The organism is uncultured Succiniclasticum sp. (assembly GCF_902793885.1).
GTDB lineage: Bacteria > Bacillota > Negativicutes > Acidaminococcales > Acidaminococcaceae > Succiniclasticum.
Genome location: NZ_CADBFF010000019.1, coordinates 420 through 23,222, shown reverse-complemented (window position 1 = coordinate 23,222; position 22,803 = coordinate 420). Strand labels below are relative to the sequence as shown.

Here is a 22,803-nt window from a genome sequence, read left to right as displayed (position 1 = left end):
TGACAAAACGAACTTCTGTTTGTATAATACTTACAGGAAAGTTCTCGACGAATACAGGAGGTTAATTATGGCAGGTATTTCAAACGATAAATTACGGGCGCTGGACAGCGCCATGCGGCAGATTGAAAAGGATTTTGGAAAAGGTTCCATCATGCGTCTGGGCGAAGCCAGCGCCAAGATGAATGTGGAAACCATTCCCACCGGCGCGTTGTCGCTGGACATTGCCTTAGGGGTAGGCGGCATTCCCCGGGGACGTGTGGTAGAGATTTACGGACCGGAGTCTTCCGGCAAAACGACCGTTGCCCTGCATATGATTGCAGAGGCCCAGAAGATGGGCGGCTATGCGGCGTTTATTGACGCGGAACATGCATTGGATCCGGATTACGCGCGTCGTTTAGGCGTAGACGTTGACAATCTGCTGATCTCCCAGCCGGACAACGGGGAGCAGGCGCTGGAAATCTGTGACGCGCTGGTGCGCAGCGGCGCCATTGATATCATCGTCATCGACTCCGTGGCGGCCCTGGTGCCCCGGGCGGAAATCGAAGGGGAGATGGGTGACAGCCATGTAGGTCTGCAGGCCCGCCTCATGAGTCAGGCCCTGCGCAAACTGACAGGCATCATTGCCAAATCCAAATGCGCCACCATCTTTATCAACCAGATTCGCGAAAAGGTGGGCATCATGTTCGGCAATCCCGAAACCACCACCGGCGGACGGGCACTGAAATTCTACTCTACCATCCGTATGGAAGTGCGCAAGGTGGAAGTCATTAAAAACGGCAATGATGTGATTGGGTCCCGCACCCGTATCAAAGTGGTCAAGAACAAAGTGGCCCCACCCTTTAAACAGGCAGAGTTCGATATCATGTACGGGCAGGGGATCTCCCGGACCGGCTGCCTGGTGGACCTGGGCGTGGATCTGGAAATTTTGCAGAAGAGTGGCGCCTGGTTCTCATACGGCGACGTACGCATCGGACAGGGCCGGGAAAAAGCCAAGGAGTTTTTGCGGGATAACCCGGAAGTGGCAGCGGAAGTGGAAGCCAAAATCCGCGAGCTGACTGTCAATAAACTGATTGCACCGAAGGATGCAGAAGGAGTAGCGGCAGATGTTCCGGAACGCCAGCAAATCCCTGACAACCAGTGATGAAGTTTACGAATATGCGTTAAGCCTGCTGGACCGGCGGGAACACGGTGAAAAGGAACTGGTGCAGAAGCTGAAACGGCGTTGTCCTTCTTCTGAACTGATTCGTGAGACCGTGGCAAAGCTGAAAGAATATGATCTGCTGAACGAAGAACGGTACGCCAGACGTGTTTTTGAATCCTGGCGTGCCAGGAAGGTTTACGGCAGATTGCACCTGCAGGCGGAACTCATAAAAAAGCAGGTGAGTGAAGCATATATTCCTGTCATCCTGGACATGCTGAGCGAAGAAGAAGAATCATGGCGCGTGCAGGCAGCGTACCGGCAGATTGCGGCCAGGCGCGATAAAAAATATGACTGCACGACGGAAAAAGGAATGGCGGCACTGGCGCGATATTTCTCCGCCAGAGGGTTCGGCCCTTCCATGATCCGCCTGGGCCTGGCTTTGGCCAAAGAAGAAGCCGGGACAGTGTGGCAGGAAAAATAGTTGTGTGATTCGTAAACAGTTATTTAAGGGAAACGCATAAGATTTGAATATTTGTGCGATGCAACGGCAAGCGTGCGGTCAGATCAAATGTCAGCAGCGATTTTCCTTAAAGGAATCGCATATGAAATGAACCTGCGCGATGCAGTTGCAAGCGCATAATAAGATTATGCATAAGCAATGGTTCCTTACTAATTATTAAAGTAATGCACGATCCCCAAAAAATCCAGGTCGGTAAATCAGTGTATTTCATGATTGCCGCCTTGACTTTTTGGGGATTTTTCATTACAATTATAGTTGCCAATCGTGTAAGTAAAATTAATCAGTATTTCCTATAATTAAAAAGTAGTATTTCACGAGGCGAACCACCGTATCGGTTGCCTTATTTTTATGTCGTAAACGAAGGAGGTGAGAGAAAATTTTCGAAACAGTGATTGCTGCAGTTGTAGCTTTGGCCGTTGGCGGAGGCGCAGGTTATGTGTTGCGCAAGAATGTGGCGGAAGGCAAGCTGGCCACAGCGGAAGAAAAAGCGAACCGCATGATCAAAGAAGCCGAAGAAACAATTGAAGCAAAGAAAAAAGAATCCTTAATGGAAGCTAAGGATGAGATTCATCGTTTACGTTCCGATATGGAACGTGAAAATAAAGAACGGCGCAACGATCTGCAAAGACAGGAACGCCGTCTGGTACAGAAAGAGGAAAATCTGGACCGCAAGATTGAGGCTTTCGAAAAGAAAGAAGAAAATCTTACAGTAAAAGAATCCAAACTGAATGCTGCACAGGAAAAGGTCGACGCCCTTTACCAGAGACAGTTGCAGGAACTGGAACGGTTATCCGGTTTAAGCAGCGAAGACGCGAAGCAGGAACTGCTGGCTGCAGTCCGCGACGATGTACAGCATGACACTGCCGTTATGATCAAGGAAATGGAACAGCGCGCGAAAGAAGAGGCTGATAAAAAGGCCCGGGACATCATCGCGCTGGCCATCCAGCGCTGTGCTGCCGATCAGGTGGCGGAGACTACGGTTTCCGTAGTGGGTCTGCCCAATGATGAAATGAAAGGCCGTATCATCGGCCGGGAAGGCAGAAACATCCGTACGCTGGAAACCCTGACAGGCATTGATCTGATTATCGATGATACCCCGGAAGCAGTTATTATTTCCGGTTTTGACCCCGTACGCCGGGAAGTTGCCCGCATTGCCCTTGAAAAGCTCATCAATGATGGACGGATTCATCCGGCCCGTATCGAAGAAATGGTTGAAAAAGCCCAGAAAGAAGTTGAGCAGAATATCAAGGAAGCCGGCGAACAGGCAACCTTTACCGTTGGAGTCAACGGTCTGAGACCAGAGCTTATCAAATTGCTGGGACGCCTGAAATACCGTACCAGCTACGGACAGAATGTGCTGAATCATTCCATTGAAGTGGCGCAGCTGGCCGGCATTATGGCCTCTGAATTAGGCGTGGATGTTACATTGGCGAAACGTGCAGGCCTCCTGCATGATATTGGCAAGGCGATTGACCACGAAATGGAAGGTTCCCACGTGGAGCTGGGCGTGGAAGTTGCCAAGAAGTTCCGTGAGTCCGGATTTGTAATCAACGCAATCGGTTCCCATCACGGGGACATTGAACCTAATTGCGTGGAATCTGTACTGATTGCCGCTGCTGACGCGGTATCTGCTGCCCGTCCGGGCGCCCGCAGAGAGACTCTGGAAAGTTACCTGAAACGACTGACACGATTGGAAGAGATTTCCGAATCCTTTGACGGTGTGGAGAAGTGCTATGCTGTTCAGGCTGGCCGCGAGATCCGCATCATGGTTAAACCCGAAGTCATTGATGATACGAAAGCCGTTTTACTGGCCCGCGATATCTCCAAGAAGATTGAGGAAGAAATGGAATATCCCGGACAGATCAAAGTGGTCATCATTCGTGAGACACGGGCTGTTGACTATGCGAAGTAAATATATGGCTGCGTACCGCAAGGCTCGCAGCCATTTTTTAAAAGAGTTTACGAAAAGAATTCGTACAGTTGTTTTGCGACGATTGCTGCTGCGTTTTGTATGCAGTCCCAGTTTGCCTGACATTTGATTTTGAAAATTACGCTTTATTTATTGAGCGATAACCATAAAAACTTGGTTTCAGTTTTAGTTGATGAGAGGTGGAAACATATGCGTATACCGGGAGCTGGCGGAGTCCAGGATATTCGTATTTATGAAGTGGCGTTCCAGGATGCCTGGGAGCTGATTTTTGATTGCCTGAACGATATCGGCATTGATGTGGATGAACGGGATGAAGAGCATCACGTGATTCACGGGCACAAACGGAAAAAATATTTTGACGTTACCCTGCAGGACATGGGGGACGGTGCAGTGCAGCTGTTCTTTGACCAGCATAAAAAATACATTGAGGTGTACACCTGGAAACCGGATTACAGTGATGTGGACGCGTTTTACAAACTGTATGAGCAGCGCCTCATCGAGATGAAGGCGTTCATCCGTTGCACCAGCTGCGGGCACAAGGTGAGGGCTAACACAAAGTTCTGTCCGGAATGCGGCACGCGGATCAACTTCAATGAAGACGTGATTGATAATTCGGATGAGAAGAAGAGTATTTTTGATTCTATTTTCCGGAGTGATGATTAACCTTAAAAAGTACAAGTAACACTGCAGCCGGTAAGGCATCGCAAAACCGTTCGCGTTTGCTATTTCATGGGCTTATTTGCCTTTGGCTTCGAAACTCGGGCTTCGCCCTCAGACAGTCTCGCCACGACGGCAAATTTCACCTCATGAAATATCGTAAACGTTCACGATGTTTTACGTATGCCTTACCGGCTGCAGTAGTTTTTAGCCTTTAAAGTATTTCCTTACACAACGTTTTTTTGTCGTTGTTAATTTGTTAGGAGTTATTCTGTTTCTTAGGAAACACAAAAGCTTTAAAACGAAAAGTGCAAAATAGAAAAACTATAAAACAAAAGCTAAAAAACAAAAAAGCTGCTCTTCGTAGAGAACAGCTCATTGTATCATTTCTGATTATGCGCGGGTAACTTTGCCGGAACGCAGGCAACGGGTGCAGACATTCACGCGTTTCACTTCGCCGTCAACGATAGCCCGTACAGTTTGTACATTGGGTTTCCATGCAGCTTTGGTGTGACGGTTGGAATGGCTGACGTTGTTGCCGGACATGATGCCCTTACCGCATACTTCACAAATATGTGCCATTTGGTTCGACCTCCTTCACAGAATCAGCATATAGCTACTCATTAAAATTTAACATGAGTATATTACCACAAGTGGCATTGAAAAGCAAGCATTTTTCAAAAATGTCAAAGAAAAAAGTAGAAATAGTGCTATAATCAAAATATATTTAATGCAGAAAGGACGGGAAGGCATGGAAAATTGGTGGCAGAAACCGATTACGGCCTTAAAGGGAATCGGTTCCAAACGTGCGGAAGCGTTTGCCCGTCTGGAGATTGTAACCATCGGGGACTTGCTGAATTATTATCCCCGGCTGGACAGTTATGTTGATTATTCTCATCTGGCAACTATACGCGAATTAAAAACGGACGGCAGCCGCCAGATTTTTGAAGCGGAAGCCCTGCGTGCGGTGGAGAGGGTGTCCGGGGGCGGACGTCGCTACGCGGTCATTACCGTAAAAGATGAAAGCGGGTATGCGGAAATTTTTCTGTTCGGCGCCCAGCGTTTTCAGGCCCGGCGCTTTAAAGCGGGCAGCCGCATTCTGGTGACGGGCCGGGTGAAGCCGGGGCGCACCGCCAAAGCAGTGAGCGAAGTGTTGCTGCAGTTTTGTGATGAAGAAAGCCTGGATAAATCGGTAGGGATTCTACCTGTTTATAACTTAACGGAGTCACTGACCCAGCAAAATCTCCGGGCGGCGGTACGGCAGGCGTTGCAGCTGGCGAAGGAGTACGGGTTGCCGGAAACCATACCGGACAGCATTTGCAGGCAATACGGATTCTTATCACGCATCGAAGCGGTGAGCAACATTCATTTTCCGGAAAGTGCAGCGCATTTCCGCGCGGCGAAAAAGCGTCTGGTGTATGAAGAACTGTTTTTGCTTCAGTGCGGGCTGATGCTGAACCAGGAGCACAATCACGACGGACGGCCGGGCGTTAAACTGGCCCGGGACGGGAAGCTGGTGCAAAAGGTTTTGCAGAATCTTCCTTTTACGTTGACCGGGGCCCAGCAAAAAGCCTGGGCAGATATTTCCGGCGACATGGAAGATGTGAAGCCTATGCATCGCCTGCTGCAGGGCGACGTGGGCAGCGGTAAGACTGTCATTGCGGCCCTGGGGCTGGCAAAAGCTGCGGAAAACGGATTTCAGGGCTGCATCATGGCGCCTACGGGCATTTTGGCCCAGCAGCATCTGGAAACGCTGACAGAATTTTTTAAAGATACCGATATTACGATAAAAATACTGACAAGCAACACCAAAGCGGCAGAGCGCCGTGAAATCTTGCAGGAACTGGCGGAAGGCACGCTGAACGTGTTGGTGGGCACCCACGCGTTGCTGCAGGATGACGTGGTCTTCGCCCATCTGGCGTTAGTGGTGACGGACGAGCAGCACCGCTTCGGCGTGAACCAGCGGGCGGCGCTGGTGAATAAATCGGACTACGCGCCGGACGTGCTGATTATGACGGCCACGCCCATTCCCCGTACCTTGGCGCTGACGGTCTATGGCGATGTGGAAACTTCTGTGATGCGGGGCATGCCCCCGGGGCGGAAGGCCGTGGAAACCTTATGCTACACCGGCGACATGCGGCAGAAAGTTTATGCCGGCATGGTTCGGCAGATTGAAGCGGGGCGGCAGGTGTATGTGGTGTGCGCTTCCATTGAGGAATCGGAAGCTATGGAAGGCATTCGCAGCGTGAACGATGTGTATGCCGAACTGAAAAAGACCTGGCTGAAGAACATTCCCTGCGGTCTGCTCCACGGCAAGTTAAAGCCTGCGGAAAAGGACGAAATTATGGAAGCCTTTGCGGCAGGGAAACTGAAATGTCTTGTGACTACGACTGTTATTGAAGTAGGCGTCAATGTGCCAAACGCCACCCTGATGATCGTGGAGAACGCGGACCGGTTCGGCCTGGCCCAGCTGCATCAGCTGCGGGGACGGGTAGGCCGGGGCGACAAACAGTCCTATTGCGTGTTGCTGACGGACAATCAGGAGCAGGACAACCTGGCCCGCTTAACGGTACTGCACAATTCCAACGACGGCTTTGAACTGGCCCAGCGGGATTTGGAACTGCGGGGCGCGGGGCAGCTGTTCGGCCTGCGACAGCACGGCTTGCCGGATTTGCGCCTGGCTGATATACTGAGAGACACGGACGTGCTGTTGGCGGCCCGCAAAGACGCAGCCCGGGCCCTGGCGCAGCCGGAGTTGCGGAAAGAAATGCTGAAAGGCGCCGCCAATCTGTTTGACAGCCGCTTTGCCGGAATTTTTAATTCGTAATGTTTTATAAAATGAAGACGATCTGGCCGCATTTTTTGAAAAAATGAATTCTGATTTTTCATAAAATGTTGCAGCGTTTTGCAATTTTCCATCCAATGTTGTAAATAAAAACAAGAAAGAAGAACTTTCATGTCAGAAGAAAAAAAGAAGTGGTATCAGGATCCGGACGGGGTAACCAAGATTGCGGCCCTTGTGCTGCTGCTGGTATTGCTGCTGTGCCTGAACCTGTTTGCCGGCGAAGTGTTACACAAAGCAGGCCGGCTTGCAGTCAGTGGCAACGTGAAAGCGCTGGCGGAATACCTGCGTTCCTTCGGTCCCTGGGCCATCTTCATCAGCTTTTTTATTGATGTGCTCATCAATGCGGGCAGTATCTTTCCCTCTATCTTTTTGTCAACCGCCAACGGCCTGATTTTCGGCCTGCCCCTGGGTATCGCCGTGTCCTGGCTGGCGGAGACCACCGGCGTGGTGCTGAGCTTCCTGCTGATGCGTTTCTTCTTCCGCAACACGGCGGAAAAACTGATCCGCAAAGCCAACCGTCTGCAGGATATTGACAAGGCCAGTGAAAAGAACGGCATCATCTGGATGACCTTCGCCCGGGCGCTACCGTATTTTCCGTCCGGCATCCTTACTGCCGTCGGCGCCCTGAGCCGCATGAGCACAAGAGACTACATCATCGCCAACCTCATCGGCAAATTTCCATCCACCGCACTGGAAGTGGTCATCGGTCACGACGTGGTACACTTCCGGGAGAGCATGGTGCGCTTAACCGTTCTTGTAATCGTGGTGGCTGTGGTATTTTATATCGGGAAGAAGAAGCTGTTTAAAGACTGATGATTCCTGAAACAATTCTTGAAACAAAACCTGAGGGATTTTCTGCTTCCACAATGTCCCTGTGCTTTTTCGTTTCAAAAGTGCACAAACGATTTATAAAAAGATATAAAACTTGATAAATCCTGAAAAGAGTTGTTCGTTACCTTTCTCTTGCGTTTGTCTTTGATTTCGTGTATACTGAATGTGTGTACTTACGGTATGTACACACGAAAGGAGGAGATTCTCATGACAACCACAAGAATTTTTCAGAACGGAAACAGCCAGGCGTTGAGAATTCCGCAGGAGTTAAGAACAGATAAAAAGGAATACTATATCAGTAAAATCGGGGAGATTTATATAGCGTATCCGGCAGATGACCCGTGGGCTCCGGTCCGGCAGGTGATCGGTACTTTTCCGGAAGATTATATGACTGACAGGGAACAGCCTTCCTGGAATACCGTTCCCCCGCGGGAGGCTCTCTAATGTACCTATTGGATACCAATATCTGCATCTATTTTATGAAAAACATTTACCCTGACCTGACAGAAAAGCTGCTTTCCCTGGATCCGTCTTCTGTCCTGATTTCTTCCGTCACCGTTTTTGAACTTGAATACGGTGCGGAAAAGAGCAACTGGGGAGAAAAGAACAGACAGAAGCTGTCGCTTTTCCTGGCGCCGTTCAACATCGTCCCGTTTACCGTTGATGACGCAGTGATTGCCGGAAGGATACGCGGTTATCTTGAGAAGCAGGGGACGCCCATCGGCCCTTATGACATCCAGCTTGCTGCTCAGGCTTTTACAAGGGACGTCACTCTCATTACACACAACACCGGCGAGTTCAGCCGTGTTCCAAACCTGAAGGTGGAAGACTGGATCGTCAGGCCGTGATTTTGAAGAAGTCCTTTTCTTAATATTATTCTAAAAAGACAATTAAACGTTACAGTTTTTCCGCCAAATCCGGGAACACGCTTAACGAGCGTTTTAAAATTCCGTGAGTGTAGGCGATGCACAGTCCGTAGTTAGTCATGGGTACGTTCTGGTCCGCAGCGCAGCGGTACCGATACTGCATTTCCCGTTCGTTCAGCATACAGCCGCCGCAGTGGATAATCAGTTTGTACAGGGACAGGTCGGTGGGGAATTCCGTGCCGCTGGTCCAGGAAAAGTTAAAATGCTTTCCGGTAAAATCCTGAATCCATTTCGGCAGCTTTTCCGTGCCGATGTCGCCGCACTGGCGGTGATGGGTACAGCCTTCGGAAATCAGAATACGGTCGCCGTCATGCAGTTGTTTCAGGGCCGCCACGCCCAGCACGGCCTGTTCCAGATTACCTTTGTGACGGGCCATTAAAATAGAAAAAGAGGTAAGCTTAATTTCCTGCGGCACCGCCTGATTGACTTTACCGAATGCCTGGCTGTCGGTGATGACCATCGCCGGCGGCCTTTTCATATTTTTTAGTGCGCTGCCCACATGGTTTTCCTTTGTGATGACAGCTACGGCATCGCTGTCGATGATGTCGCGGATGGTCTGCTGCTGGGGCAGAATGAGACGGCCTTTGGGTGCGGCGCTGTCAATGGGCGTTACCAGTAGTACCTGATCTTCCGGCTTGAGTAAATCGGCACAGATGGGGAAAGGCGCTTTCTTTTGGGGCACCAGATGGGCTAACAGTTCTTTCAGTTCTTTGATATTTTTCCCCGTAGTGGAGCTGACGGAAATTAGCGGAATGGAGGAGGTAATAGCGTTAATTTTTGCATCCGGTGCAGCATTGCCCTGCATTGTGTTTTGCTTTGCTTCCCTGGCGGCCTTTTCTTGCGTTTCGTTTGGCTTAAATTGTTTTGATGCAGTTGTTTCTGAAACGTTGGCTTCGTTTTTCTCTGCCACATCCGCTTTCGTAAACACAACCACGCAGGACAGTTCCTTGTCCTGGATGCGCTGCAGCATTTTTAAATCTTCGTCTGTAATGCCGGCGGTGCTGTCGATGACCAGGATGGCGATGTCGGTTTTGTTTAACACCTGCAAAGATTTCTGCACGCGAAGCTGTCCCAGTTCGCCGCTGTCGTCGATGCCGGCGGTGTCCATCATCAACACCGGGCCTAAGGGCAACAGTTCCATGGCTTTCAATACCGGGTCGGTGGTGGTGCCCGGCACGTCTGCCACCACCGCCAGTTTCTGCCCGGTCAGGGCGTTGATCAGACTGGACTTGCCTGCATTGCGTTTTCCGAATAAACCGATATGGACCCGTTCACCTGCCGGGGTTGCGTTTAAACTGCTCATGATTTCTCCTTTTCTGTCAGGTTACATATCCGAAAAATATAAAGATTGTACCTATTTAATACAAAAAGCATATTGCAATATTTCTCAAGATATTGTATAGTATAGCGTGTTTGCTTACAACATTATAACATGTGTTGGCAAATCAACAATAGGATAAGAGAATTCTGTTTCAGATAGTTTGTAAAGCGTGCTGATGGTTACAAAGGCGCTTTGAAAGTGTTTGCGTAACACATCGGTCAGGTAAAAAATATATGGAAAGAGAAACGGGCAGCAACAAAAAACTGAAGATACTGATTATGTCCGCCCCCATCGGCAGCGGCCACCGGATGGCTGCCGTTGCGCTGGAGGAAGCGTTGCTGCGCCTGAAAAACGTAGAAGTGGTGCAGGGGAACGTGTTTGATTTCTTTCCCTCCGTCATCGGAAAAGCGTTTCTGAATTTTTACGGAACCGTTCTGAAATTTTGCCCGTTCCTTTATGAACTGTCCTACCGCTGGAGTAACCAGGGCGGCGGTTCCCTGTGGATGCGTAATCTGCTCAACGGAATTTTGCTTCGCCTGGGCAAAGCATTTATTGAAGCGGTTAAGCCGGATGTGGTGTTCAGCACCCACGCGACGCCAACGGGGATACTCTCATTGTACAAGCAGAAGTACGACCCGGATTTGTGGCTGGGCGTCGTGATAACCGATTTTACGGTGCATCGCTGGCTTGTGTGTCCTGGGGTGGACGCTTATTTTGTGGCGGATGAAAAACTGTTTGGACAGATAAACGATGCTGCGGAACATTGCGACGTGAAGGCTGATGTTTCTGGTTCCTGTTCCGGTGACAACAATGGCAAACCGCAGGCAGAAAATGAAAAACAACCGGAAGCAGCCCCTGCGCTTTTTGCCAGCGGCATTCCGGTTCGCAGCGGGTTTGCGTTGCAAAATACCGTTGCGGAGTCGCGAACCGCTGTACGAAAAAAATACGGCTGGCCCGAGGATGCGTTTGTCTGTCTGTTAGCCGGCGGCGGGGGCGGTATGCTTCCGATGGAAGAAATTGTGCGGAGCCTGTTGGCCAGACAGTCTGAACCGGTTCATATTGTGGCGGTTACCGGGCATAATGATACGTTGCGGAAAAAACTGGAAGCCCTGTGCCACACGTTTACAAATCATTCTGTGGCTGCTGGCGCGGAAGATGAAACAATGCAGTCCCGCCTGCAGGTCCTTGGTTTTACAGACTGTATGCCGCAGCTGATGCAGGCGGCGGACGTGGTCGTTACCAAGGCGGGGGGAATTTCCCTGGCCGAGTGTCTGGCCTGCGGGGCCAACCTGTTGATTTATCGGCCGCTGCCCGGGCAGGAGCAGGGGAACACTGCGTTTTTGCAAAATGAATACGGCGTTGCGGCGGTAACGGACCTCCGCCAGTTGACAGAATATCTGGAACAGGTACGGACGGTTCCGGTTCCGGAGCGGCTGCGCCGGCAGGAACAGCAGAAAGCGTTGTACGGTCACCCGGAGGCAGCGCAGCAGATTGCGGAGTTCACGGTTTCGCTGCATCGCTGCTGACCGTTGGCTGCAAAACACAGCAGCGTGTTTGTTCCCTGTTTCCAAACGTTGTACTCCCTTCCGTTCTATTACTGCTTTTTTACTATTTAATGAAGAAAAATGAAAAACACATTGACTTTATGATAGCGGTTGTGCTATGTATATTAAAGTAACATTAAAAATGAATATGGAAAAAAAGGGCACCCAAATTTAAGAAAAGAGGCGGTTTTATGGAAAACTATTACTGGGCTGCACTGGGAGCTGCCAAAGGAATTGGCACGGCGCGATTACTGGCGCTGGTCAAGGCTTTTGGCAGCGCACAGAATCTGTATGAAGCGGAGGAAGCGGACATTCTCGCAACGGGAATTGTTTCTGAAAAAAGCGCTGCGCAGTTTGCGGAATGCAGAAAGGACAACGGGGACCTTCCGGAAAAGCTGCGGGAGCAGTGTGAGAGGTTGGGTATTTCTGTTGTGCCTGTAACCGGTCCGGAGTATCCGGAACGGTTGAAGCAGATTCTGCGTCCGCCTGTGGTTTTGTTTGTAAAGGGAACCTTGCCGGACTGTCGTTACAGCATCGGCATGGTAGGATCCCGTCTGGCAGATGCGTATGGCACAAAGGTGGCAACTGCTTTTGGCAAAGCACTGGCAGCCGCCGGTGTGGTGGTTGTCAGCGGAGGCGCGAAAGGAATTGATTCGGCCTCCCATGCGGGAGCGCTGCAGGGCGGAGGAAAAACTGTCGCCGTGCTGGGCTGCGGTGTGGATGTGGTGTATCCCCATACAAACGCAAAATTATTTGCGGCCATTGCGGAGAACGGGGCGCTTGTGTCCGAATATCCGCCCGGAACACAGCCGGAACGGTATCATTTCCCGGAACGCAACCGGATCATCAATGGCATCAGTCAGGGCGTGGTACTGGTACAGGCTGCGGCCCGGAGCGGGGCGCTGATTACGGCGGAGTTTGCCATGGACGAAGGACGCGAAGTGTTCTGTGTTCCCGGCAATATTTTTACGGATAAAAGCGCCGGGCCTCACAAATTGATCAAAGCCGGAGCCCGTCTGGTGGATTCCCCGAACGAGATTCTGGAGGAACTGTTCCCGGAGTTAAGCGGCAGCGTGCATTCCAATCTGTTTTCCGGCTGCAGTGACGCGGTGCCGTTACGTAAATGCCCGGAGGCCCACCGGAAAATTCTGGACTTGCTGACACAGGGACCGCTGACGCTGGAACAGATCGTGAATGCGTCGGGCTTCAGTATCGGGGAGGCCAGCGTTATGCTGCTGGAGATGCAGATGATGGGCTTTGTGCAGATGAATCCGGCGCAACAGTATTTCTGTAGCTGATGACGAAGTGTTCCTAACTGCCGGTACCGGTTACAATGTTCAAAGCCTGCTTGGTCATCGAACAAACTCATTTAATCAGCGTTTCCTTAAATCTGGTTATTACCCAATATTTTATTACGGGAGGAAATATGAAAAAGAACTTGATTATTGTAGAATCACCGACCAAATCAAAGACGATTTCCAGGTTTTTAGGTAAAAATTATGCAGTGAAGGCATCCATGGGTCATTTGCGCGATCTGCCCAAGAGCACGCTGGGCGTGGATGTGGAGCATGATTTTACACCGAAGTACATCAATATCCGCGGCAAGGGCGACCTAATCCGCGAGTTAAAAGCAGAAGCCGCCAAAGCGGATAAAGTGTATCTGGCAACTGACCCTGACCGGGAAGGGGAAGCCATCAGCTGGCACCTGGCCCATATCCTGGGTCTGGATGATAAATCCCCCTGCCGGATTGAGTTCCATGAAATTACGTCCGGCGCCGTGAAGGAAGCGTTAAAGCATCCCCGTTCCATCAATATGTCGATGGTGGACGCGCAGCAGACCCGCCGGATCATCGACCGTCTCGTCGGTTACAAACTGAGCCCGCTGCTGTGGCGTAAGGTGCGCAAAGGCTTAAGCGCTGGCCGCGTACAGTCCGTAGCGGTTAAAATCATTGCTGACCGTGATAAGCAGATTGACGAATTTGTTCCGGAAGAGTTCTGGACCATCAGGGCAAAGCTTCGTGAAGAAGCCAAAGCTCCGCTGTTTGATGCAGAAGCAACCAAGAAAAACGGCCTGAAGCTGGAAGTACACAATGCACAGGAAGCTATGGCGGTAGAAGCTGACCTGAAAGAGGCCGCCTACAAAGTGGAAGCTGCGTTCCGCAAGACGGTATCCCGCCGCGCGCTGCCGCCTTTCACTACCAGCACCTTGCAGCAGGAAGCTTCCCATAAACTGAATTTCACGACCCGCCGCACGATGATGGTGGCCCAGCAGTTGTATGAAGGTGTTACCATCGGCAAAAGTTCTGCCGGTCTGATTACCTATATGAGAACGGACTCCACCCGGCTGTCGGAAGAGGCTGTGGCATCCACCCGCGAGCTGGTTACACAGCTTTTCGGCGCTGAATACTGCCCGGAGAAACCCAATGTTTTCACCAATAAGAGAAACGCGCAGGATGCCCACGAGGCGATCCGTCCTACGTCTGTTGCACGGACGCCTTCCGAAATGGAACCGTACCTGACGAAAGAGCAGTTCCGTCTTTATAAACTGATCTGGGACCGTACCATGGCCAGCCAGATGACACCGGCCGAGTACGAACAGACGACGCTGACCATCGGGGCAGGCGCTTATGAATTAAAAGCCACCGGTTCGGTCATGACCTTTGACGGTCATCTGCGTCTGGCGGATAAAAAAGAACTGAACGCAGAGAAACAGGCGGAGGTTCCGTTTATTAAATCCGGCACCGTATTGACCTTACATAAAGTTTTGCCCGGTGAACAGCATTTTACCGAGCCTCCGGCCCATTACACAGAAGCTTCCCTGGTCAAGAAGATGGAAGAGGAAGGCATCGGACGTCCTTCTACCTATTCGCCGATTATCCAGACGATCCAGACCCGGGGATATGTGGCGCGGGAAGGCAAGAAGCTGATGGCTACGGAACTGGGCATCAAAGTGGCGGATATGCTCACAGGGCATTTTGGTGATATCATCAATATTCCGTATTCGGCCCACATGGAAAATGAACTGGATGCCATTGCGGCCCACCAGGTGGAAAAGGAAAAGACACTGGCTGATTTTTATAAACCCTTTGAACAGTTGCTGGAAGAAGCGGACCGGGTGATTCCCAAGGATCCGCCTCCGCTGCAGTTAAGCGGAGAAAAATGCGAGCTGTGCGGCAAGGATATGGTCATTCGTGAAGGCCGGTTCGGCAAGTTCCAGGCCTGCTCCGGTTTCCCCCAGTGTCATAATACGAAACCGCTGCTGGTAAAAATCGGCGTGCCCTGTCCGAACTGCGGCGGTGAGGTAACACAGCGGCGGACAAAGACGGGTCGCGTGTTCTATGGCTGCGAGCATTATCCTGTCTGTGAGTTTACCTCCTGGGACAGACCTACCGAAAAACCCTGTCCGGTCTGCGGAAAGCAGTTGCTGGAACGGGTGGAAGGAAATGGAAAAGTAAAATACTTCTGTTCTGACCCGGCTTGCACGAATGCAGCGCCGAAGCGGGTTGGACGCAGGAAAAAGGTGACGACTGCTTCGCTTATGGAAGCGGAAAACGGCGTGGCTGCTGAAAAGACGAAAAAAACTAAAACCCGCAGAAAATCCGCCAAAGCAAAAACGGCCGGAACGAAAAAACGGGGCAGGAAGCCAGCCGTTAAAAAAGCGGAAGAATAAGAACCGGCATGGTAAGAATATGTTGGCAGGACAACAGTGAGAAAACTTCTTTTTCTCACTGTTTGTGCCGCCGGCTGACGACGAAATGGAGAACCTATGACAGAACCTATCTTTCCGGACCTGCCGGTGCATGTGATCGGGGCAGGACTTGCCGGCAGTGAAGCAACCTGGCAGATTGTGCGCCGGGGTATTCCGGTAATTTTGCATGAAATGCGGCCGGGAACAACCAGTCCGGCTCATAAAACCGAATATTTTGCGGAACTGGTCTGCAGCAATTCCTTCCGGGCCGGCAATGTGGAAAACGCGGTAGGGCTTCTGAAAGAAGAGATGCGCCGTCTGGATTCCCTCATCATGAAGGCTGCGGACGCTAACCAGGTTCCTGCGGGAGGCGCACTGGCTGTGGACCGGGAACTGTTCGCCAAAGCAGTGACAACTTTTATTCGGGAACATCCGCTGGTCACGGTGATGGAAGAAGAAGTAACCGAGCCGGAGAATCTGGAAGGCATCGTTATTTTTGCCAGCGGTCCCCTGACTTCCCCGGCGCTGAGCGAGGCAATCCAGCGCATCATCAAGGCGGAATATCTGCATTTCTTTGATGCGGCGGCGCCCATTGTGGAAGGGGATTCACTGAATTACGATATTATTTACCGCGCGTCCCGGTATGACAAAGGGGAGGCCGCGTATCTCAACTGTCCCTTTTATACAAAGGAAGAGTACCTTGCGTTTTATGAAGCACTGAAAGCGGCGGAAACCGCTGAGATCAAAGATTTTGAGCATAATGTGTTTGAAGGCTGTATGCCCATTGAGGAGATGGCGTACCGGGGCGAGGATACCATGCGTTTCGGTCCGCTGAAGCCCATCGGCTTACGGGATCCCCGGAATGGAAAAGAAGCGTATGCGGTGGTACAGCTGCGGCAGGACAACGCGGCAGGGACGCTGTACAATCTGGTCGGTTTTCAGACCCATCTGAAATGGCCGGAACAGAAACGGGTGTTCCGTATGATTCCCGGCTTGGAAAATGCGGAATTTGTGCGCTACGGCGTGATGCACAAAAATACATACCTGAATTCCCCGAAACTGCTGAATGCGGATTTCCGGCTGCGGACAAATCCCCGGTTCTTTTTTGCCGGACAGATGACAGGGGTGGAAGGGTATGTGGAATCGGCAGCTTCCGGCTTAATGACCGGTATTCAGGCGGTCTGTGCGTTAAAAGGGCTGCCTCCGGTTGAGTTCCCGGACATTACGGCTATGGGTGCGCTGGCTCATTACATCAGCAATCCGGCGGTTACGGATTTCCAACCTATGAATGTGAATTACGGGATCATGCCGGCCCTGGAAAAACGGGTGCGCAAGAGAAGATTCCGGAACGAGCTGCTGTCCCGGAGGGCATTGGATGCTTTTGCACAGGTGATTGCCCGGTGTTCGGAGTTGGATTGTCACTGATGTACGAATACACGACTTAATTTTTTGTATAAACCAACGACTTTGAATATTCAAAAAATTCATTGTTGTTTTAAAAAAATAAGTTTGCTTATTTTCAAAAATCGTGGTACTATTAGTTGAATCTATCTCATATTGAATCAGTATTATAGAGACTACATATCGTTATACAGGGTATGGTTTGATAGGGAGTGGATTGTTTGTCGCAAGCAGAGCTGCGCAAAGAATGGGCTGAAAAATTTTATAATTATTTGTTAGTTGAAAAAAACGGTTCCAGACTGACAGGCGAGAATTATCGGAGGGATATTTCCGATTTTGAGCAGTTTATGATAGCCAAAGCTGGAACTGATTTTGCGTGGAATGAGATTCAGGTCATTCATATCCGTTCGTATCTTGCCTGGCTGAATCATGAGAATTATGCCAGACGGACCATTGCCAGAAGAATTTCTTCCCTGCGTTCCTTTTATAAATTTTTAATGCGGGAAGAGCACATCGGGCAGAATCCTTTTACCAAGGTCCGTACCCCCAAGTTGGATAAGAGGCTGCCGGTCTTTCTGGAAGAAACGGAAATCGATTCCCTTTTGGATCTGCCTGATGCCACACCGTTGGGATTGCGTGACCAGGCTGTGCTGGAAATGCTGTATGCTACTGGCTGCCGCGTGTCGGAACTGGCGGGTCTGCATCTTTCTGATGTGGATTTGAGCGGGCTCTTTGTCCTGTTGCACGGCAAAGGCAATAAAGACCGTATCGTACCCATCGGTCATACCTGCAAAGATGCGCTGCTTCGTTATTATGCCCAAAGCAGGGCTCCGTTAATGGCCAAGTATCATGTAGATGAGCATCAGTATGTGTTTGTCAATAACCGGGGCGGCATTCTGACAGACCGGAGTGTCCGCCGGATTCTGGATAAATATGTGCAAAAGCTGGCGCTGCAGAAAAATGTCAGTCCTCATACGATCCGGCATACTTTTGCAACCCACCTGCTGGAGCATGGCGCTGACTTGCGTGCCGTTCAGGAACTGTTAGGGCATGCAAGCCTATCCACCACCCAGATATATACCCATATTACCAATGAGAGAATCAACAAAGTGTATCAGAAAAATTTCCCGAGAGCGTGAATCACAATAAGCTTTACAAATGGAGGTGCATGAATGAAATTATTGGAGAAGGCCCGTAAACTGAACCGGCTGATGCAGAACGGGGAACGTGTTAAATACAAAGAGGTTGCATTATTGCTGAAAAACCTGATTTCCAGCAATGTATATGTGATAGATGTAAACGGAACTATTTTGGGCTATAGTCTGCTGGATGAATTTGAATGTGGTGTCATGCGCGATATGGTGCTGGTTGACCAGCGTTTCCCGGAAAAATATATGGAACTTGTAAGGGAAACGACGGAGACCAATTCGAATATAAGTCACAAAGAACAGATGTGCTCTTTTATTGACGATAAAAAGTGCATGTATGGGGAGAAGCGGACTACCATCGTGCCTGTTAATGGCAATGGCGAACGCATTGCAACGCTGATTCTGGCCCGTTATGACCGGGACTTTAATGACGACGATCTGTTACTGGCGGAATATGCCGCTGCCGTGATCGGCGTGGAGATTTTGCGGGAACGCGAGGTGCAGGTTCAGGAAAATGCGCGCAAAAAGGCAATGGTGCAGATTGCGTTTTCCACTCTTTCGTTTTCCGAATGGGAAGCAATCGTCAATATTCTTGCGGAACTGAAAGGTACGGAAGGTATCCTGGTTGCTTCTAAAATTGCGGACCGGGTAGGGATCACCCGTTCTGTTATCGTCAATGCCATGCGTAAATTTGAAAGCGCTAACCTGATTGAGACCAAATCGCTGGGAATGAAGGGAACCTACATTAAGGTTAAAAACGAATTCCTTCTGGAAGAAATCCGGAATCAGGATTGACGGTAGCAGTATGCGTTTGAAAACTGTCAGAGGATTAAATCGGTAAACTATGAGAAGCTTTTTCTATTTTTGGTCAGCGGTGGGCGTGCTGCTGACCGGTCTATATTGGCTGATGTACCGGCGTGGTTTTACTTTTTTAAACCACGCTTTTGTTTTGTGTTTCTTTTTGTGTTTACCGCTGCTGTTTTGCGCGGTCAATGTATGGGGACCGTCCCTTGCGATAGAACCCCGTTTATTGAGGCCGTTTGCTTTTTTGGGCGGATACTGGCTGGCGTTTTTCCATTATTCTGCTTACGCAGGAATTTTGTACATACTGCTGCGGCTGGCCGGGTTGCTTGCAGGGAACGGCGCTGCCTGGCAACACGCATATACCCTGTATGCCAAAGGAGCTTTTGTGGTTGTTATGGCAATTCTGGTTTACGGCGCCTGGAACGCGGTGCATCCCGTGGTACGGGAAGTGGAACACGATACCGGGAAGAACCTGCCTCAGCCGGTGAAAATCGTGCTGGTGACGGATATCCATCTGGGTTCCCTGTTCGGACGGCAGTATGCGGTAGAACTGACGGAGCTTATTAACCGTCAGAATGCAGACGTGGTTTTATTCGGCGGCGACCAGGTGGACAACAGTCTTACCTATCTGTTACGGGAAAAGAGCTATGAGCCGCTGCAAAAAATTAAAAGCAAATACGGCGTATATGGTATTTTAGGAAACCACGACCATTTTGACGGGCGGATTCAGACGGAATTGGAACTGTTTCGTTCCGTCGGCTTTCATATGCTGGTGGATGAAGCGGTTGACCTTCCCTGTCACATTCACCTGGTAGGTCTGGAAGATTATCGCAGCGAACCGCGCAATCCGTACTTGGAAAAACTGGCGGGCAAAGATCCCGGAAAAGCAAATTTGCTGCTGGAACATCAGCCCCGGCGTTTTTGGGAAGCGGAGAAGGCCGGCTACGATTTATATATGGCAGGACATACCCACGGCGGTCAGCAGGCACCGCTGAATTTCGTAACGAAACGTATGTACCTGCTGGATTACGGCAGTAAAAAGTTCGGCAACATGATGGGCATCACTTCCTGCGGTTATGGTTTGTGGGGGTCGCCGGTGCGTATCGGCAGCACCCCGGAAATTGTTGTAATCACATTGAAGTAGATTGTCATTGCTTGATAATGCGGGCGGCATAGTTTTTTTCTTCAGTTTTCTTAAGCTACTTAAACGGAACTACAGACGATGAACGATAAAAAAATGTTGGGCAATCTTTTGTTGTTACTGACGGCTATGATCTGGGGCACGGCCTTTGTATTCCAGCGCATGGGCATGGACAGTATAGAGCCGATTACATTTAATGCGGCGCGTATGGCTCTGGCTGCGGTGATGGTCGGCGCGCTGGCGTTTGGGTTGCGGCAGAGAAAAAATAAGGATGTTTTTCCTGACGGCACTGCCGGCCTGTCTGCCCCTGCGGCAGCAGACAACGCTGCGGCGAATGAAAATGTAAGTGCACTGACATGCAGTCAGACAGTAACAGGAGGTATCTGCTGCGGTCTGTTTTTAACGGCGGGCAGTGTGTTCCAACAGATGGGCGTAGTGTATACGACCGCAGGCAAGGCCGGGTTTATTACGGCCATGTATATGCTGCTTGTGCCGATTCTGAATTTTCTTTTGTTTAAAAAGAAAAATTCCTGGCTGGTATGGCTGGCCGTGTTTATTGGTGTGGGCGGCATGTATCTGTTATGTGTGAAAGAAGATTTCAGCCTGACCCTTGGCGATATGCTGGTCTGCATCTGTGCGCTGATGTTCAGCGGGCACATTTTGTGCTGCGATTACTTTGTGAAACGGGTCAACCCCATTGAACTGGCTGCCATCCAGTTTACCACGGCAGCGATTGTTTCCGCCGGGATAGCGTTCTGTATCGAAACGCCCCACTGGGCAGGCATCGTGTCTGCCGCCGTTCCGATTTTGTACTGCGGCGTGGTTTCAGGCGGCATCGGCTATACATTGCAGATTGTCGCCCAGAAGTTTACAGATCCTACCATTGCTTCGCTGCTCATGAGCCTGGAGTCTGTTTTTGCCGTGATTGCCGGAGCGCTCTTGCTGGGTGAGCAGATGAGTTCCCGGGAACTGTTGGGGTGCGTGGTGATGTTTACGGCTACGATCTTGGTGCAGATTCCGTTGCCGGAACGGGGCGAGACCTGAAGATAATATCCGTGTGTTCCTGATATCCGGTGAGAGTCGTCAGGAGATGGTATAATAAGGCAATACTTGTCGGGAGACAGTAAAATAATTCAGTAGACGGTACATCATACTGGGATGAACTGGACATGGCTCATCGTATTTTGTGTACAATATACTTTTAATAAACCCGCTTCGTTTTTACAAATAGTGTAATATCTATTACACTATTTTTTTTGCGGCTTGCCCATGCATGCTTTATAATTGATATCTATAGGGAGAACATTTTTTAGAAAGCGGATTGCATTGTGTTTCCTTATAACAACTGTGAAATAGGGGGAAAAGAACATGAAGATTTCGGAACGGGCGCTGGGAATGGAGACTTCTCCGATTCGGAAGCTGGCGCCTTACGCAGAAGCAGCCAAACAGAAAGGGAAGAAGATTTATCACCTGAATATCGGGCAGCCGGACATTGCTACTTCGCCAAAGTTTATGGAAGCTATCCGTAAGTTTGACCAGAAGGTTGTTGCTTATGGCAATTCCCAGGGCGATCCCAACCTGATCAAAGCAATTCAGAAATATTATGACGATTGGGGCATGCATTACGAAACCAAGAATATCTATATTACCAATGGCGGCAGCGAAGCCCTGGAAATGGCAGTGTTCAGTCTGTGCGATCCCGGGGATGAGATTCTGGTGTTTGAGCCGTATTATGCAAATTATACGACCTTTGCCAAACTGGGCACCGCTAAAATTACGGCCGTTCCTACCAGTGCGGAGGACGGGTACCGCCTGCCGGATCAGGCAACTGTGGAAAAATACATTAATGATAAAACCAGAGCTATCCTGCTGACCAACCCGGGCAATCCTACCGGCGTAGTCTATAACAAACAGGAAATGGATATGATTGCGGAAGTTATCAAAAAGTACAACATTGCTCTGATTTCCGACGAAGTGTATCGTGAATTTGTCTATGACGGAACGTATACCAGCTTTGGCACCTACAAAGAGCTGGAACAGAACCTGATCCTGGTGGACTCCGTTTCCAAACGGTACAGCGCCTGCGGCGCCCGTATCGGTTGCATCATCACGAAAAACACCGAGCTGTGTGCCCAGTTTATGAAACTGTGCCAGGCCCGTCTGTGTGCTCCGGCAGTAGAACAGGTGGGTGCGGCAGCCTTGTACGATACGCCGGCTTCGTATCTGGAAGAGGTTAACAAAGAGTACAAAAAACGCCGTGATACCATTGCGGCCGGACTGGCAAAGATTCCCGGCCTGGTTTCGTCCCAGCCGAAAGGGGCGTTCTATGTAATGGTCAAGTTCCCGGTAGACGATGCGGAAAAATTTGCCATCTGGATGCTGCAGGACTTTGACATGAACGGCGAAACGGTTATGATCGCGCCTGGCAACGGATTTTACGCGACACCGGGGAAAGGTGTGGATGAAGCCCGCCTGGCCTACGTGCTCAACTGTGAAGATTTGGAAAAGGCGATGGCGTTGTTGGCTGAAGCCGTAAAACAGTATCCGGGACGCAAAATCTGATGAGCGGGAACAATCGTAAACCAGTATTCAGGGTTTCAAATCCGAATGAAAAAAACAGGGATTTGCTGAACTGAATTGCATCAGACTCATTTGCATCAGGATTGTGAAAGATATCGCTGATTGAATCAAATAAAAAAACAGGCAGTTGGCGTTAAACCAGCTGCCTGTTATATTTGGGGCTTTAGCGCCAATAAACCCCCGGTTCAACCGGGGGTCGGTAAAAAATACTTTAGTAAACGGAAGAGAAAACCTCCTGTGTTAAGATTGATGTGGCCTGGCAACCACACTATCAACACAGGAGGTTTTATCATGCAAGATGATGTAAAAAGTTTATCACATAGCAA

The 22,803-nt window shown here is 50.1% G+C and carries 20 protein-coding genes; 18 read left to right on the top strand and 2 right to left on the bottom strand.

Features of this window, described 5'->3' with window-relative positions; all coding sequences use genetic code 11:
• Positions 1-67 precede the first annotated feature (67 nt).
• From recA to QZV31_RS09550, 4 genes are all read left to right on the top strand, one after another.
• Positions 68-1,141 carry a recombinase RecA gene (recA, locus tag QZV31_RS09565; RefSeq protein ID WP_093729539.1) on the top strand — a complete coding sequence of 358 codons (1,074 nt, stop codon included), beginning with the start codon at positions 68-70 and terminating at the stop codon, positions 1,139-1,141.
• Positions 1,104-1,622 carry a regulatory protein RecX gene (locus QZV31_RS09560; protein WP_295359932.1) on the top strand — a complete coding sequence of 173 codons (519 nt, stop codon included), beginning with the start codon at positions 1,104-1,106 and terminating at the stop codon, positions 1,620-1,622. Before recA ends, QZV31_RS09560 begins: the two co-directional genes overlap by 38 nt.
• A 427-nt stretch (positions 1,623-2,049) precedes the next feature.
• Positions 2,050-3,573, top strand: a complete 1,524-nt coding sequence (gene rny / locus QZV31_RS09555; RefSeq protein ID WP_256324753.1) for a ribonuclease Y — start codon at positions 2,050-2,052, stop codon at positions 3,571-3,573.
• A 207-nt stretch (positions 3,574-3,780) separates the two neighbouring features.
• A complete protein-coding gene (locus QZV31_RS09550) occupies positions 3,781-4,254 on the top strand; it encodes a zinc ribbon domain-containing protein (protein WP_176760379.1) in 474 nt (157 codons plus the stop codon).
• 387 nt (positions 4,255-4,641) lie between these two features.
• Here QZV31_RS09550 and rpmB read toward each other — a convergent pair whose 3' ends face one another.
• The gene (rpmB, locus tag QZV31_RS09545) at positions 4,642-4,830 is read right to left on the bottom strand and encodes a 50S ribosomal protein L28 (RefSeq protein ID WP_093729543.1); all 189 of its coding nucleotides are present in this window, start codon (positions 4,828-4,830) and stop codon (positions 4,642-4,644) included.
• Positions 4,831-4,978: 148 nt separating this feature from the next.
• Here rpmB and recG point away from each other — a divergent pair, with 148 nt between their 5' ends.
• The 4 genes from recG (at position 4,979) to QZV31_RS09525 (ending at position 8,772) form a co-directional block, all read left to right on the top strand.
• A complete protein-coding gene (gene recG, locus QZV31_RS09540; RefSeq protein WP_295359928.1) occupies positions 4,979-7,075 on the top strand; it encodes an ATP-dependent DNA helicase RecG in 2,097 nt (698 codons plus the stop codon).
• Between the two features lie 129 nt (positions 7,076-7,204).
• Entirely contained in the window at positions 7,205-7,906 is a 702-nt protein-coding gene (locus tag QZV31_RS09535; protein ID WP_295359927.1) for a TVP38/TMEM64 family protein, read from the top strand.
• Between the two features lie 225 nt (positions 7,907-8,131).
• A complete protein-coding gene (locus tag QZV31_RS09530) occupies positions 8,132-8,368 on the top strand; it encodes an antitoxin (protein WP_093729546.1) in 237 nt (78 codons plus the stop codon).
• On the top strand, positions 8,368-8,772 hold the full coding sequence (locus tag QZV31_RS09525) for a type II toxin-antitoxin system VapC family toxin (protein ID WP_295359925.1): 405 nt from the start codon (positions 8,368-8,370) through the stop codon (positions 8,770-8,772). Before QZV31_RS09530 ends, QZV31_RS09525 begins: the two co-directional genes overlap by 1 nt.
• Positions 8,773-8,821: 49 nt before the next feature.
• Here the strand turns inward: QZV31_RS09525 and hydF are convergent, their stop codons facing one another.
• Positions 8,822-10,153 carry a [FeFe] hydrogenase H-cluster maturation GTPase HydF gene (hydF, locus tag QZV31_RS09520; RefSeq protein ID WP_295359923.1) on the bottom strand — a complete coding sequence of 444 codons (1,332 nt, stop codon included), beginning with the start codon at positions 10,151-10,153 and terminating at the stop codon, positions 8,822-8,824.
• A gap of 251 nt (positions 10,154-10,404) precedes the next feature.
• On the opposite strand from hydF, the gene QZV31_RS09515 reads away from it, so the two are divergent.
• From QZV31_RS09515 to QZV31_RS09470, 10 genes are all read left to right on the top strand, one after another.
• On the top strand, positions 10,405-11,697 hold the full coding sequence (locus QZV31_RS09515) for a glycosyltransferase (protein ID WP_295359921.1): 1,293 nt from the start codon (positions 10,405-10,407) through the stop codon (positions 11,695-11,697).
• Positions 11,698-11,906: 209 nt separating this feature from the next.
• Positions 11,907-13,013 carry a DNA-processing protein DprA gene (dprA, locus tag QZV31_RS09510; protein WP_295359919.1) on the top strand — a complete coding sequence of 369 codons (1,107 nt, stop codon included), beginning with the start codon at positions 11,907-11,909 and terminating at the stop codon, positions 13,011-13,013.
• A gap of 128 nt (positions 13,014-13,141) precedes the next feature.
• Positions 13,142-15,385, top strand: a complete 2,244-nt coding sequence (topA, locus tag QZV31_RS09505; protein ID WP_295359917.1) for a type I DNA topoisomerase — start codon at positions 13,142-13,144, stop codon at positions 15,383-15,385.
• Positions 15,386-15,481: 96 nt separating this feature from the next.
• A complete protein-coding gene (gene trmFO / locus QZV31_RS09500) occupies positions 15,482-16,828 on the top strand; it encodes a methylenetetrahydrofolate--tRNA-(uracil(54)-C(5))-methyltransferase (FADH(2)-oxidizing) TrmFO (RefSeq protein WP_295359915.1) in 1,347 nt (448 codons plus the stop codon).
• Between the two features lie 197 nt (positions 16,829-17,025).
• Entirely contained in the window at positions 17,026-17,943 is a 918-nt protein-coding gene (gene xerC / locus QZV31_RS09495) for a tyrosine recombinase XerC (RefSeq protein WP_256324754.1), read from the top strand.
• Between the two features lie 33 nt (positions 17,944-17,976).
• Entirely contained in the window at positions 17,977-18,747 is a 771-nt protein-coding gene (codY, locus tag QZV31_RS09490) for a GTP-sensing pleiotropic transcriptional regulator CodY (RefSeq protein WP_295359913.1), read from the top strand.
• 253 nt (positions 18,748-19,000) lie between these two features.
• On the top strand, positions 19,001-19,900 hold the full coding sequence (locus tag QZV31_RS09485; protein WP_295359911.1) for a metallophosphoesterase: 900 nt from the start codon (positions 19,001-19,003) through the stop codon (positions 19,898-19,900).
• 78 nt (positions 19,901-19,978) lie between these two features.
• Positions 19,979-20,941, top strand: coding sequence for a DMT family transporter (locus QZV31_RS09480; protein WP_295359910.1), 963 nt, complete (start codon positions 19,979-19,981; stop codon positions 20,939-20,941).
• Positions 20,942-21,265: 324 nt separating this feature from the next.
• The gene (locus tag QZV31_RS09475; protein ID WP_295359909.1) at positions 21,266-22,459 is read left to right on the top strand and encodes a pyridoxal phosphate-dependent aminotransferase; all 1,194 of its coding nucleotides are present in this window, start codon (positions 21,266-21,268) and stop codon (positions 22,457-22,459) included.
• A gap of 120 nt (positions 22,460-22,579) precedes the next feature.
• The coding region (locus QZV31_RS09470) for a hypothetical protein (protein ID WP_295359907.1) at positions 22,580-22,803 on the top strand (224 nt) is incomplete at its 3' end.